At 71.9% G+C, this 13,863-nt stretch carries 13 protein-coding genes; 4 read left to right on the forward strand and 9 right to left on the reverse strand.

The annotated features are described in order from the left end of the window. Positions 1-232, reverse strand: a 232-nt coding sequence (locus tag ABZ272_RS13775) for a hypothetical protein (protein ID WP_355050281.1), incomplete at its 3' end; no start/stop codon positions are given. Positions 233-542: 310 nt separating this feature from the next. On the opposite strand from ABZ272_RS13775, the gene ABZ272_RS13780 reads away from it, so the two are divergent. Then, a complete protein-coding gene (locus ABZ272_RS13780) occupies positions 543-1,010 on the forward strand; it encodes a hypothetical protein (RefSeq protein WP_355050282.1) in 468 nt (155 codons plus the stop codon). Here ABZ272_RS13780 and ABZ272_RS13785 read toward each other — a convergent pair. From ABZ272_RS13785 to ABZ272_RS13800, 4 genes are all read right to left on the reverse strand, one after another. Then, a complete protein-coding gene (locus ABZ272_RS13785; protein ID WP_355050283.1) occupies positions 940-1,887 on the reverse strand; it encodes a DUF389 domain-containing protein in 948 nt (315 codons plus the stop codon). The two genes, ABZ272_RS13780 and ABZ272_RS13785, sit on opposite strands and share 71 nt — an antisense overlap. 216 nt (positions 1,888-2,103) lie before the next feature. Next, positions 2,104-3,345, reverse strand: coding sequence for a glycosyltransferase family 4 protein (locus tag ABZ272_RS13790; RefSeq protein ID WP_355050284.1), 1,242 nt, complete (start codon positions 3,343-3,345; stop codon positions 2,104-2,106). A gap of 5 nt (positions 3,346-3,350) precedes the next feature. Further along, on the reverse strand, positions 3,351-4,277 hold the full coding sequence (locus tag ABZ272_RS13795) for an NAD(P)-dependent oxidoreductase (RefSeq protein WP_355050285.1): 927 nt from the start codon (positions 4,275-4,277) through the stop codon (positions 3,351-3,353). After that, a complete protein-coding gene (locus ABZ272_RS13800) occupies positions 4,274-5,014 on the reverse strand; it encodes a sugar transferase (protein WP_355050286.1) in 741 nt (246 codons plus the stop codon). Before ABZ272_RS13800 ends, ABZ272_RS13795 begins: the two co-directional genes overlap by 4 nt. 256 nt (positions 5,015-5,270) lie before the next feature. Here ABZ272_RS13800 and ABZ272_RS13805 point away from each other — a divergent pair, with 256 nt between their 5' ends. Genes ABZ272_RS13805 through ABZ272_RS13815 form a run of 3 tightly spaced genes read left to right on the forward strand, consistent with a single transcriptional unit; the run spans position 5,271 to position 8,825 of the window. Next, the gene (locus ABZ272_RS13805) at positions 5,271-6,311 is read left to right on the forward strand and encodes a polysaccharide biosynthesis protein (protein WP_355050287.1); all 1,041 of its coding nucleotides are present in this window, start codon (positions 5,271-5,273) and stop codon (positions 6,309-6,311) included. Then, complete coding sequence (locus tag ABZ272_RS13810; RefSeq protein ID WP_355050288.1) at positions 6,308-7,300, forward strand: SDR family oxidoreductase; 993 nt, start codon at positions 6,308-6,310, stop codon at positions 7,298-7,300. Before ABZ272_RS13805 ends, ABZ272_RS13810 begins: the two co-directional genes overlap by 4 nt. Positions 7,301-7,358: 58 nt before the next feature. After that, entirely contained in the window at positions 7,359-8,825 is a 1,467-nt protein-coding gene (locus tag ABZ272_RS13815; protein ID WP_355050289.1) for an O-antigen ligase family protein, read from the forward strand. 70 nt (positions 8,826-8,895) lie between these two features. Here the strand turns inward: ABZ272_RS13815 and ABZ272_RS13820 are convergent, their stop codons facing one another. Genes ABZ272_RS13820 through ABZ272_RS13835 form a run of 4 tightly spaced genes read right to left on the reverse strand, consistent with a single transcriptional unit; the run spans position 8,896 to position 13,710 of the window. Further along, entirely contained in the window at positions 8,896-10,149 is a 1,254-nt protein-coding gene (locus tag ABZ272_RS13820) for a glycosyltransferase (RefSeq protein WP_355050290.1), read from the reverse strand. After that, complete coding sequence (locus tag ABZ272_RS13825; protein ID WP_355050291.1) at positions 10,146-11,333, reverse strand: glycosyltransferase; 1,188 nt, start codon at positions 11,331-11,333, stop codon at positions 10,146-10,148. Before ABZ272_RS13825 ends, ABZ272_RS13820 begins: the two co-directional genes overlap by 4 nt. Further along, positions 11,330-12,748, reverse strand: coding sequence for an oligosaccharide flippase family protein (locus ABZ272_RS13830; protein ID WP_355050292.1), 1,419 nt, complete (start codon positions 12,746-12,748; stop codon positions 11,330-11,332). The genes ABZ272_RS13825 and ABZ272_RS13830 overlap by 4 nt, the downstream gene beginning before the upstream one ends. Further along, entirely contained in the window at positions 12,745-13,710 is a 966-nt protein-coding gene (locus tag ABZ272_RS13835; RefSeq protein WP_355050293.1) for an NAD-dependent epimerase/dehydratase family protein, read from the reverse strand. Before ABZ272_RS13835 ends, ABZ272_RS13830 begins: the two co-directional genes overlap by 4 nt. Positions 13,711-13,863 lie beyond the last annotated feature (153 nt).

Below are 13,863 nucleotides of genomic sequence, written 5' to 3' on the forward strand. Positions count from 1 at the left end.
GTCCGGCGGGCAGGGTGGTCGCGAAGGCCAGGGCGGCCGTGGCGGCGGGCAGGGTGGTCGCGAAGGCCAGGGCGGCCGTGGCGGCGGGCAGGGTGGTCGCGAAGGCCAGGGCGGCCGTGGCGGCGGGCAGGGTGGTCGCGGCGGGCAGCAGCGGCAGGGCGCACCGGCGCCGGCCAACGACGCGATGGCCGAAGCCCTGCGCCGCGCCGGCCTGGCCTAACCCGCTCAGCACCTCAACCCCGCGCCGCCCGGTCGATCATGGAGTTGCGGTGGGCGACAAATCGCCCGCACACGACCCGAGCCGGACACCACAACTCCATGATCGACCGAGCCTGGCCGCGATCTTGCACTTTCTGCGCCGGCATAGGCGGCATTCCAGGCTTTTCGACGACCGAAACTGCAAGATCGACGCAGGCGGGGCGAGGCGGGGCGGGGCTACAGCAGGCGATCAGCGCGCTGCCGTACTACGTCGAGACCAACGTGGTGATGGCCGGGGCACCCTGCGGGCCGCTCGACTGAGCCCCGTGCGTACCGTCGGCGTCGTGAGTGAGCCGGACGGCCGGACGTGGCGGGAGCAGCAGCAGCAGGCGGTGCGGGCGCACGCCGACGCGGACGCGCGGCGGCGGGCCGCCGAGCAGGCCGAGGCGGCGAAGCTGGTGGCCTGGTTCGTGGCCGAGGCGACCCGGCGGGGGCTGCGCACCACCCGGCTGGTCGCTCGGGGTTACGACGGGCGCGGGCGCTACCGGACCAGGCTGAACGGCTGGTACGTCGACCGGGCCGAAACCCGGGCGGTGGACGTGGCCGGTCGGTTCCATCTGCTGACCGTGCCCGGCGGTCTGCGGGCCCGGCTGTTCGGCGCCGACCCGGAACCCAGCCCGGCGCCGTTGGTGGTCGGAGCCGGTGGCCGCGACGGCGAGTCGATCCCGTTGCGGACGCTGCTCACCCGGTTGCTGGACGACGGGACCGGCGAGCCAGGCCCCACCACCAGACCTGCTGCACCACGAGGGTGAGCAGTCCGGCCAGGACGATCGCACTCAGGTTGATCACCAGTTGGAGTGCCGAGCCGCCCGCTTCGTCCCATACGCCGTAGGCGGCGGCCACCGCCACGTTCGCCGCGGCCGGGACCGTCGTCACCGAGATCAGCACCCCGACCAGGCTGCCGGACTTCTTCGACGTCAACGAGAGCATCCCGGCCACGCCGGCGAGGAGACCGACCACCCAGGACAGCGCGTCCGGCCGCCAGATGAAGTCGGTGAGCGGGCGTTCAGCGAGCAGCATCTCCCGACTGACCAGGCCGGCGGCGGTCAGCGCCCAGGTGCTCAGCACGGTCGCCACCATGGCCGCCAGGAAGCCGACCACGAGAGCCTGCACCGAACGGCCGATCACCCCGAGCCGGCGGCGCAGCAACGCGACGCACAGCGCGGCGAGGGGGCCGAACTCCGGACCGACAACCATCGCCCCGACGATGAGAATCGGCTGGTCCAGCAGCACCCCGATGCCGGCGATCATGGTGGCCACCACGATCAGTACGAGGTACGTGCCGGACAGTTCCGTCTGCTCGCCGGTCTTCGCGGCGATCTCGTCCCAGACCACCGCGTCCGCGCCACTGCCCGGCGCCCGGTCCGCCGCCCGGTCGGCCGCCGCGGAGATGGTCAGCTCGATGTCCTCGGCCGCGATGCCGCCGCTGGTGTCCACGCCGAGTCGCCGCAACTCCCGCAGCACGCGGTCCGCGCTCTCCCGCACCACGTCGCAGAGGATGAGATCACCCGGTGGTTGCCGGGCGGCACCCGGCAGCACGGCGAGGTGAGTCACTCCTGCCTCTGCGGAGAGCAGGTCGACGACCTCCGTCGTCCTGCTCTCCGGGGTGATCACCCTCAGGTGCAGCACGCGCCATCCCCTCGCCGGTCCGGCCGGTGCTTCCCTCGCCCGACCGGCCGTCGCGACTCTACAGCTCGCCCCGTCGAGGCCGGGAACTGCACAAGGCCGAGGCCACAACGGGAGCCTCGGCCTGGTCGGAGACCGCGATCGGCTCACCCCGCTCGGGCGGTGGCCGCGCGCCACCAGTCTGGACGAGCTGCCCACTCTGAGACGTGCTGCACCTGGTCAGCGCCGTCGGTGGCTCTCCACCGCCTCGCACAGCGCCTGCTCGACCCGCTCGGCCCCGGCGGTGAGGGAGAAGACCCGGTCGTAGTGCGCCCGGCCGGCCTGACCGAGCAGCTCCAGCTTCTCCCGGCCCAGGCCGCAGAGTTCCCGTAGTGCGTCGGCGATCGAGTCGGGGTCACCGGGTCGGGCGGTGATGCCCGCGCCGCTCTCGTGCGCGACGGCGGCGGCGTCCCCCTCCGCGGCGACCAGCAGGGCCCGCCCGGCAGCGAGGGTGGCCTGCACCTTGCTGGGCATCGTGTACGCCGACATGCCGCCGGGTCGCAGGCTCACGTAGTGCGCGTCACCGGTGGCCATCAACGCGGGCATCCGCTCCCGGGGCAGCCGCCCGAGGAACCGCACGTGTGTCGCGTTCAGCTCCTCGGCCCGACGGCGCAGCCGGTCCTCGGTGGTGCCGGAGCCGGCGATCAGGCAGACCAGGCGCGGATCGTTGATCCGGGCGCAGGCGTCGATGAGCGAGTCGAGCCCCTGCGCCTCACCGAGCGTGCCGGCGTACACCAGCACCACCTGGTCCTCGCGGAGCCCGAACTCGGCGCGCAGGTCCGCGACGCCCGTCTGCGACGTCTCGTCGGCCCACACCGGAATGTGGACGAGCTTTTCCCGGGGTACGCCTCGACTGGCGAGCAGGTCGGCGGCGCTGGGCGAGACGTACGCGACCCGGCCGGCGCTGCGGTACATCCCACCGCACCAGCTGGTCATCCCCCGCCCGATCATCCGGGACACCCGGTCGGTGCCGATGAAGCCGCTGGCCACCGCGCTGTCGGGCCACAGGTCCAGCACGTGCAGCAGCACCGGCACCCGCTGGACGTACCGGGTGAACCACATCGGCAGGGCGACACTGATCGGCGAGTTACCGACCCAGAGGGCGTCGACGCCGCGCAGCGCCGACGTGCCGGACACCAGCGCCGAGGCGGCGAAGGAGCCGTAGTTCGCCAGCCGACGCAGCGCCGAGCGGTCATGGCTGGGATAGAGGGCCACCCGGCGGATCCGGGTCGCCCCGTCGACCTCGTCGAGCCGACGGGTCACCCGGTAGCCGGGCGCCAACTCGCCGGTCGGGTAGTTGGGGAACCCGGTGAGGACCTGGACCTCGTGTCCTCGGCGGACGAGAGCCCGGGCGAGCATCCCGGGGAGCGCGGCCGCGCCCGGCTCCGGGTCGAACCACTGGCTGAGCAGCCCGATCCGCATGGGCTTCACCTCGCTGCCGAGCCGGCGACGGGACGGGCGGGCTGGTCGCCGTCGGCCTGCCACAGTGTTGCCAGCGAATCACCGAGGTCGTGTGCGGGCGTCCACCCGAGCACCCGGTTGGCGCGCTCGATGTCGGCGCACATCCACGGCACGGCGGCTGAGCGATCGGCGTCCGGCGCGAAGCTGCCGTCCCGGATGTCACCGGTGAAGCCGGACGCCTCCGCCAGCAACCGGACGACATCGCGCGTCGCCACCGCCCTGCCGCTGCCCACGTTGAAGACCCGGGCGGGCCCCGGGCGGCAGGTCGCCGCGGCGAGGACCGCCGAGGCGACGTCCCGGACGTCGACGAAGTCCCGGTACGTGTCGTGCAGGCCCACGGCGATGTCCTCCGATCCGGTGGCGACCGCCGACCTCACCATCGCGGTCACCCGAGTGAGCACGTTGCCCGCCGGCATCCCGGGCCCGACCGGGTTGAAGACGCGCAACACCATCGTGTCGAGTCGGCCCGCCCCGCCGGCCAGCTCCGCCAAGCGGGTGGCGGCCAGGTGGCTGAGGCCGTACTCGCTGACGGGTGTGCCCTGGTACTCCTCACTGACGGCGAGGCGGTGCGGCACGGTGCCGTACTCGGCGGCCGAGCCGATCCGGATCAGGCGGGCTCCGGGAGCGGCGGCGGCCACCGCTTCGATCAGCTTCGCGGTCGCCACCACGTGCGCCTGTACGAAGTCGTGGCCGGAGCCGACGATCCGTCCGGCCGCCGTCACCACCGTGTCCGGTCGCTCCCGGGCGACGAGCGCGGTCAGGTCGCGCAGCTCGACCCGGACCAGGTCACACTCGGCCCGGGTGATCGACCGGACGGTGGCGTGGGCGGCCAGCGCCGTCCGGATGTGCCGGCCGAGGAATCCACCGGCCCCCAGGAGCAGGACCCGGTTCATCGCCGGTGGGCGGAATCGTGGTCGACGGTCGCCTGCGCGGGTGGGTTACCGGTGAACTCGTGCCAGGTGGCCGCGCCCGGCGCGGAGATGCCCTGGCGACCGAGCACCACCCAGATCGTGGCCAGGACGATCCGCAGGTCCAGCAGGAAGGAGCGGCGGTCGACGTACTCGACGTCGTAGGTGAACTTCGCGTCCCAGTCCAGCGCGTTGCGGCCCCGCACCTGGGCCAGCCCGGTGATGCCCGGTCGCACGTCGTGCCGTCGGGCCTGTTCCGGGTTGTAGAGGCTGAGGTAGCGCACGAGGTGCGGGCGGGGACCGACCACGCTCATCTCGCCCCGCAGCACGTTCCAGAACTCCGGCAGCTCGTCGAGGCTGCTGGCCCGCAGCCAGCGGCCCACCCGGGTCAGCCGATCCGCGTCGCTCACCAGCCCTCGATCCGGATCGGGGTGGCGCATGGTCCGGAACTTGACCACCTCGAACAGCTCGCCGTGCAGCCCCGGGCGGGTGTGCCGGAACAGGACCGGCCGCCCGTGTGCCACAAGCACCACCAGGGCCACCACGGCCAGTACGGGGGCGCCGAGCGACAGGACGAGGAGAGCGCCGATGACATCGAGAAGCCGCTTCCAGCGATCGTACGGTCGCCGCGTCGTGGTGCCGTCCCGAGGCGTCTCCCGACCGGTCGTCGGGCCGGAGGCGCCGACGCGCGTGTGTGCCGCATGGAGAGCAACTTTTGCCATGGACAACGCATACCACCATTTCGAGCACCGCTTCCGACTTTCACGATAGGGCGCTCCGGCGCGTCGACAATGGAGCCGGACGACCACTTCGGCGCGCCGAGTCGTGCTCGCGTATTTGTCGCCTCGATTGAAGGTGAATGCGCCTCGAATTGCTTTTGGCGGAAGCGGTCACGACACCTTCCGGGCAAGCGTAGGGTCGCGTTCGACGAGAATCCGAATCCCGAGGATGGCCTTCGGGAAACAGGCAGGAGAAGATGTGGTTTCCTCGCTTTCGGACCGGCGATTCCTGATCACCGGTGGCACGGGATCCTTCGGTCAGACGATGGTCTCCCGACTGCTCGACGCCGGGGCCGCCGAGGTGCGCGTACTCAGCCGGGACGAGTCGAAGCAGGACGCGATGCGGCACCGCCTCGGCGACGATCGGGTCCGCTACTACGTCGGTGACGTCCGCGACTACGACAGTGTGCTCAAGGCCGCGCGGGGAATGGAGTTCGTCTTTCACGCCGCGGCCCTGAAGCAGGTCCCCTCGTGCGAGTTCTTCCCACTGGAGGCCGTGCGCACCAATGTGCTCGGCAGCGCGAACGTGGTGGACGCCTGTGAACGCGTCGGCGTCGAGGCGCTGGTGCTGTTGAGCACCGACAAGGCCGTCTATCCGGTAAACGCGATGGGCATGACCAAGGCGCTCATGGAGAAGGTCGCGCAGGCGCACTCCCGCAACAATCCCCAGGCGCGTACCCGGGTCTGCTGCGTGCGCTACGGCAACGTCATGTACTCGCGCGGATCGGTGATCCCGCTGTTCATCGACCAGATCCTGCGCGGCGGCCTGCCGACGGTCACCGAGCCGTCGATGACCCGGTTCCTGATGACCCTGCCGCAGTCGGTCGATCTTGTGGAGCACGCCTTCCGGTACGGCCAGCCAGGCGACGTCTTCATCCGCAAGGCCGACGCCTGCACCATCGGCGATCTGGCCACCGCGCTGTGCAACCTGTTCCGCGTCCCGGCGAAGTTCAACGTGCTCGGCATCCGGCACGGCGAGAAGCTGTACGAGACGCTGGCCAGCCGCGAGGAACTCGCCCACGTCGAGGATCTCGGCGAGTTCCTCCGGGTGCCGGTGGACAGTCGTGACCTCAACTACTCCCTCTACTTCGAGGAGGGCGACGTCGAGAGCGGCAACATGGCCGACTTCCACTCGCACAACGCCCGGCGGCTGTCCGTACCGGAGATCGAGGCGCTGCTGCTGACGCTGCCCGAGGTACGGGCGCAGGTCGAGGCCGCGGCGGCGGTCGTAACGGCATGAACACCGGCACCGGTGGCCGGCGACCGGAGTTCGTCCCCCGCCGCCGCAGCGGCCCGGGCGAGGACGAGCCGCGCCCGACGCGACGGGTCCTCGTCGTCGGCGTGACCGGCATGCTCGGCCACGCTGTCCTGCGGGAGCTGAGCGACGATGCGGACCTCGACGTCCACGGCGTCGCCCGGAGCATCGAGGACCGCGCAGGGTGGTACCCGCCGCGCCTGCTCGACCGGATCACCCCGGCCGTCGACGCGACCCACTTCGACGAGGTCCGGCAGATCGTCGACGACCTGCGGCCGGACGTCGTCGTCAACTGCGTGGGTGTGATCAAGCAACGCCCGGACGTGCAGGACGCGGTGCAGACGGTCACCCTCAACGCGCTCTTTCCCCACCTGCTCGCCGAGGCCTGCGGGCACCTCGGCAGTCGCCTGATCCACGTCAGCACCGACTGTGTCTTCTCGGGCCGGCGGGGCGACTACGTCGAGGACGACCTGCCGGACCCGCCGGACCTGTACGGGCGGTCGAAGCTGCTGGGCGAGGCGCGCGGGGTCTCCGCGCTCACCCTCCGCACCTCGATCATCGGGCACGAGCTGGTCACGAACCGCTCACTCGTGGACTGGTTCCTCTCCCAGCGAGGCCAGGTACGCGGTTTCACGAGGGCCATCTACAGCGGCGTGACGACCGTCGAGTTCGCCCGACTGCTCCGCACGGTGATCCTGCCCCGGACGGAGCTGGCCGGGCTCTACCACGTCGCCGCCGAACCGATCTCCAAGTACGACCTGCTCCGCCTGATCGCCGAGGTGTACGGGTGGCCCGGCGACATCGTCCCGGACGACGAGTTCACCTGCGACCGGTCGATGAACGCGGACGCCCTCGCCAAGGCCACCGGATACCGGCCGCCGCACTGGCCGGACATGATCCGGGCGATGCACGCCGCCAGGGCCCGCTGGGCTGACGAAACGGCCCAACCGGGCCTACAGGACCTGCCTCGCTGAGGGCGGTCCACCCAACGACCGCAGGCAACGCCGGCGGCCGGACTTCAAAGGACATCACGTGGGAAACCGGATGGGTCAACTGGGCCTGCTCGTCGTCGCGACGTGTCTGGTGGTGGTCACCACCATCACCGCCATCACCGCCCCGCTTGTCGCGACCGGGTTGGTCGCGCTGGTGCTGCTGCTCGCCTTCAGCCGGCGGGTCGACGGATGGCGGTGGATGCTGACCCTGACCATGGGGCTGCTGGTGTGCGCCTCGTCCAACGTGCCGGCGCTCGTCGAGGCCAGCTTCTACCCTCGGTACGCGGCGGTCAGCGGCCTGGTCCTCTGGGGCCTCTGCCTCCCGGTCCGGACGCCGGCCCGCAGCGATGCCTGGACCAGCGTGTTCGTCGGAGCGCTCTGGGCGATGGCCGGTCTCGCCACGGTGAGCTTCGCCTGGTCGGTGGTTCCGATGGAGACCCTCCAGCGCGGCGTCGCGCTGCTGCTCCTGGCCGCCCTGGTGCACGTACTCGTCCGGCGTCGATGGCCCGATCGTGCGGTCATGATGGCCGACCTGCGCGTGGTCTACCTGGTCCTCACCGCGTCCATCGTGGTCAGCCTCGGCATCGGGTTCGTCGACGGCACGCTCGTCGCGGCGACCTCCAGCGTCACGCGGTTCCAAGGCCTCTACAACAACCCGAACATGCTCGGCATCGTGTGCGCCCTGACGATTCCGCTGGGCTGGGCCGTCCACCGGCAGTCCCGGCGGCCCGTCACGCTCCTCGGCATGGCGCCGGCCGCCGTCAGCCTCCTGTTGTCCCAGTCGCGTACCGCGCTGATCGCCGTGCTCGTCGGCGCGCTCTGGCTCGTGGTGCGCCACGGGCTCGGCCGGGTGGTCCGGCTGGCCGCCGGGGCGACCGCCCTGCTGCTGGTGGCATACCTGCTCAACCTGCTGCCCACCATCTTCGCCGCACCCTGGATGCGCCAGTTCGTCATGCGCTTCACCGATCCCACCGGCGGCGACCTGTCCAACGGGCGGACCCAGATGTGGCAGACGACCATCGACCTGTGGTGGCAGAACCGGCCCACGCTGGGCTTCGGGTACGCGTCGCGGAATCACCTGTTCGAGCTGGCCAGTGCCGACGAGTTCTTCGGGACCGCCGGCGTCAGCGTGGTGCACAACAGCTACCTCCAGCTGCTGCTGGAATTGGGGCTCGTCGCGGTGCCACCGCTGGTGGTGCTGCTGGTGGCCGCCGGGCGGGTCGCGGTGCGGGCCCCGGTCCGGCGGGCCGACGCCGGGCTGGTCTGGCTCGTCGTCACCGGCCTGCTGATCCAGGTCACCGAGTCGGCCATGTTCGGCACGGGCCAGACCTATCCGTACGTGTTCTGGACCGTGGTCGCCGCCGCGCTGCTGCACCTGCCGAAGGATCGGGCACCCGCCGGCCGGGAGGCCGCTCACGCCAACCTGCCCCACGCGGAGGCGCGCCGGCAGCGGGCCAGCATGTTCGACGACGCCACGCCGCGCCGGCCCACCGTCCTGCTGCGCTGAGTGCCCGCCGGCAGCGCCGATGGACACCCCGGGATGCCCGGGCGCGTGCAAGCGGCCGGCGGGCCTCGCCTCAGTCGCCCCGGCCCGCCGTCACGAAGGCGCTGACCCGGTCCCGCCAGGCACGGTGGTCGAACGACTCCCGGGCCCGCGAACGGGCAGCCGCGCTCATCGCCGTCCACTCCTCGTCGCGCAGCCGCAACGCCCGCTCGATGGCCGCCCGGACGTCGTCCGGGCCGTTGCCGTCGAGCACCAGACCCTCGATGCCGTCGTGGACGTAGGCGGCGAGGTCACTCGTGTGGTTGAGCAGCACCGGGCACCCGGCGGCAAGGCTCTCCGGCACCTTGGACGGAAACCCGTTGGCCGCGTACCCGTCGGTGGGGCGGACCAGCATCGAGAAGTGCGACTCCGACAGCAGGGTCAGCACGGTCTCGCGCGGAACGCGACCGAGGAACCGCACCTCGGCCGAGACGGCGTCCAGCACCGTCATGTCCAGGTCGGAGTGGGCGGCGGCGTCCCGCGCGCTCACCCCGGCGATCGTGAGGCTGACCCGCCGCTGCTGCTGCGGAGTGAGCCGGCTGAGCCCCCGCAGGATCACGTCGAGCATGTCCTTGCGCCCGGGTGTGCCGGCGTAGAGCAGGCGCAGGCCGGCACTGATCGGGGGTGGTTGCGGTGCCCGGAACTCGTCGCAGTCCACCTGCGGCGGCACCACCAGCACGTCCAGGCCGTGGCCCGTCAGGTAGTCGGCCAGCGTGGTGGAGACCGCCGTGGCCCGATCCACGAGCCGGGTCGCCAGGAACGTCGACCAGCGGTGCCGGACGAAGTACGGGGTGAGCCACCCGCGGCGGAACTGCCGTCGGTCGTGGCGCTCGCTGGCGTCCACCACCACCGGGCAGCGCAGCACGAGGCGCAGGGTCGCCCAGTTGCCGAGGGTCAGCAGGGCCATCGGCAACAGCACGACGCTCACGTCACCACGACCCACGCGGGCCCGGCGGACGGCCCGCAGGACCCGCAGCGGCCGGGCCAGCCGGGCCGACGCGCGGGTGAGGTGGTGCCGACCCCGGATCCGCAAGGTGACCAGGTCGATGCCGGCCGCGCCGAGCTGCCCGGCCGGGAAGGCCACCTCACAGGGCCAGTCGTTGACGACGAGCGTGCGCGCACCCTCGGGCGCGGCGCAACGGGCTAGTTGCAGCAGCCGGTTCGAGGTGGCGTCCCCGTACGGGAACGCGTACGCGCCCACCAGCAGTGGACGCGGCCGGGCGGCCGGAGCGGTCGACCCGGCCGCCGGTCGCGGTTGCCGGCCGAGCACCGTTGTCTGATCGTTCATCTCTCTCCCCGTGTCGAGAAGGCGGGCGGCTGGGGCCGCGCCGGGCGGTGCGGGCGGCTCGACACCCACCGGCGGTAGATGGCCAGGTGGGTGGTGACCGCCGTGTCGATGGCGAAGACGCTGCGCGTGAACCGTTCCGCCGCCGTCGAGGCCGAGGTCTGCTCGGTGTACGTCGCCGCCACGCATACCGCGTTCGCCCACTGCCTCGGCGCGGCCTCGGTGTCGACGATCGTCACGCCGGACAGATGCTCGTCGATGAAGCGCACCCCCGGCAGGTCGGCGGCCACCGTGCCGATGCCCAGGGCGACCGGCTCCAGCACGCCCCCGGGCAGCCCTTCCAGGCAGGACGGGTGGACGACCACGTCGGCCTGGCTCACCAGCCCGCCCACGTCGTCGCGCGGGCCCAACAGGTGCACCCGCTCGGCGAGACCGGCGGCGGCCGCCGCCGCCCGGACGCGCTCGTCGTCGACGTCGTCGCCCGGCCCGATGAGGACCGCGTGCGCCCGCACTCCCCGTGCCCGCAACTCGGCGAGGATCGGCGGGAGGAGCCAGCGCCGTTTCTCCGGCGAAGCCCGGCCGACGCTGACGCAGACCAGATCGGCCGGGCGCGCGCCGATCAACTCGCGTAGGTCGTCCGGACTGGGGCGACGCAGCCGGTCGAGGTCAAGTCCGTTGAGCACCACCCGGCAGCGAGGATCGGTGTGCCAGCGCGGGTCGTAGGCGACGGCGAGCGAGCTGGGCGAGACGCCGAGGATGTCGGTGGCGAAGACCCGCAGCAGCCGCCGGAAGGCCCAGCGGTAGACGCGTCGGCGCAGGTCGCGGTGCTGGTTGTCGTCGCCCCGGAAGTGGGCGACGCGGACGGGCACACCGCGCAGGGCGGCGAGCGCGAGCAGCACCCCGGAGAAGTTGGCGCAGTCGACGTGCACCACATCGGGGCGTAGCCGCCGCAGCAGTCCGAGGAAGCGGGCGGCGAAGCGGAGGTCGAGCGGGATCGGGGTGACCGTGCCGCCGTGCCGGCTGACGACCCCGGCCAGCGGGCCGGGCCCGATGTGGTCGCTGAGCGTCGCGAGGTGCACCTGGACGCCGGCGGCCCAGAGCCGGGGCAGCAGTTCGGCGGTACGCATCTCGGTGCCGCCGAAGTTCAGCTCGCCGACGACCCGCAGCACCCGGCACTCCCCGGTCACGTCGCCGCTCCCCTGGTGACCGCCCGCCGGTACCCCACGAACACGGCCGGCCACATGGTGAGCACGTACGCGACACAGGCCGCCACCGGCAGGCCGGCGAGCCCGAACCGCCGCAGCGCCCAGACCTTGAGCGCCGTCGCCAACAGCAGGAACGCGGCCCAGCCGACGAACTGCGGCCGGAGCAACCCGATGCTGTTCTGCACCAGAATCAGCGGTGAGGTGACCGCGATCAGGAGCGACCAGCTCGCCAGCCCGACCAGGACCGCGACGGGGATCTCGGTGCGGTCGATGCCGCCCACCCACAGGTCGATCAGCCGGTGGCCGTAGCCGACCAGCACGACCCCGACCGCCCCCACGATCCCCCCGTAGAGCAGCACCATGCGGCGCGTGTTGCGACGCACCCAGGCAACCTCGCCCCGCGCCAGAGCCGCACCGTTGACCGGCCAGACCGTCATACCGACCAGCCCGACGAAGATCGAAAGAACGCCGAACAGCTTCCCCACCACCGCGTAGTGCGCCGCCGTGGTGGCCCCGAGGACGTTCGCGACGAGCGGGCTGTCCACGTTCAGCGCGATCGCCGACATCGTGGTGAGCGCGAAGAACCGCAGACCCAGCCGGAGCAGGCCGACCGCGGTGGCCCGGTGCACCAGCTTCGGGGCCGGCCGTCGTCCGCGATCCTGCAACCAGAAGTACGTCACGCAGTTGAGCAGGTTGGTCACCGGCACGGCCAGCACCGCGCAGGCGATGACCGCCATTGGTCGCCACCCGGCGGCGATGGCGCCGAGCACGGCCGCCATGCCCGACAGCGCGCCGGCCGACTGCCAGATGTTGCTCTGCACCACCTGGCCACGGGCGTACTGGACCCGCTGGACCAACGAGAGCGGAATGTTGACCGCGAAGGCGCCGAAGCAGAGCAGGACCAGGGCGGGCGCCTCCGCGGCGACACCTGGGTCGGTGACGTTGAACAGCGCGGCCCAGGACACCACGGGTACGACAAGCACGAGACCCGCGAGCAGCGCCAGCGCGACCACACCGAGGGTCGCGAACGCGCTGGAGACCTCCCGGGCCTGTTGCTTCGGGTCGTCGGCCAGGTGACTGAGTCGGGTGAGCAGCCCGTTGCCCAGTCCCAGATCGGCGAACCAGGCCATCCCGGTGAGGGCGGTGACCGCCATCCAGAGGCCGTACCGTTGGTCGCCGAGGAACCGGAAGCAGGCCGGGGTGATGACCAGCGGAGCGGCCAGGCCGATGCCCTTCGCCACCATCGCGGCGGCGATGCCCACCGTGACGGAGCGATCCCGATCCTTCGACGCCGCCGAGGGAGGCTCGCCGGGCGCGAGCGTGACTCCGGTCGGTGGCGCGGCCGCCGGCACACGGGCCAGCGGCTCCGGTACGGCCCGACTCGCTGCCCGGGTCACCGTGGCGCGGCGGTTACGGCACGCTCGGCGTCCAACCGACCGGCCATCCACTCGACCGTCGCCCGCAGGCCCTCCGTACGGGCGACAGGTGCGACGTTCGGAAAGAGCTGACGCAGCGCGGCGTTGTCGGCGAGGGAGTGCGCGACATCGCCGGTGCGTGGCGGCGCGTACTCGCGGACGATCGGTCGGCCGCACAACCACTCGAGCTCGTCGAGGACCCGCAGCAGGCTCGCGCGCGCGCCAAAGGCGAGGTTCACCGGGTGCGGGTGGTGTACGCGGCGGCGGACCGCGTCCAGGATGACGTCGCAGACCGTACCGACGTAGGTGAAGTCGCGCGACTGCGTCCCGTCGCCGTGCACCACCGCGGGTTCGTCGCGTAGAGCGGCGTGCACGAAGCGGGGGATGACAGCCGCGTACGCGTGGTCGTGTCGCTGCCCCGGGCCGAACACGTTGAAGAAGCGGAAAGCCACTGTCGGCAGCCCGAACGACGCCTGGTGGGCCAGGGCGTACGCCTCGGTGGCGAGCTTGCTGGCCGCGTACGGGCTCATCGGGCGGGTCCAGGTCAGCTCGGTCTTGGGCAGGGCCGGGTTCATGCCGTACACCGACGAGGACGACGCGACGAGGACGTGCCCGACCCGGTGTCGTCGGGCCGCCTCCAACACCATGAGGGTGCCGGTGGCGTTCGCGTGGTGGGAGGCCAACGGGTCGCTCAGCGAGCGGGGGACGCTGGGCAACGCGGCCAGGTGGACCACCGCGTCGCGACCCGTCATCGCGGCGTCCAGGGCGGCCGGGTCCAGGATCGAGCCCTCGATCAGCTCGACGTCCAGACCGTCGAGGTTGGTCCGCAGCCCGACCGAGAGGTCGTCGAGGACGGTCACCCCGCCGATGGTGGGCTCGACCATCGCGGCGCGGGCCAGATTGGACCCGATGAAACCGGCTCCGCCGGTGATCAGAATGCGCATGAAAACCCCCGTTTACGCAGATCACCTGTTCATCGAGTGAACACGGGACACGTGACGGCGACAGCGGGAATTTCACCCTGTCCGGGTGCTGACCGAAAACGGCCAGCCTCGCCGCGGCGGCGCACAGTGAAGTTCATCGTCATGCGTTCGTGG

The sequence above is a fragment of the Micromonospora sp. NPDC005979 genome (assembly GCF_040614415.1).
Lineage (GTDB): Bacteria > Actinomycetota > Actinomycetes > Mycobacteriales > Micromonosporaceae > Micromonospora.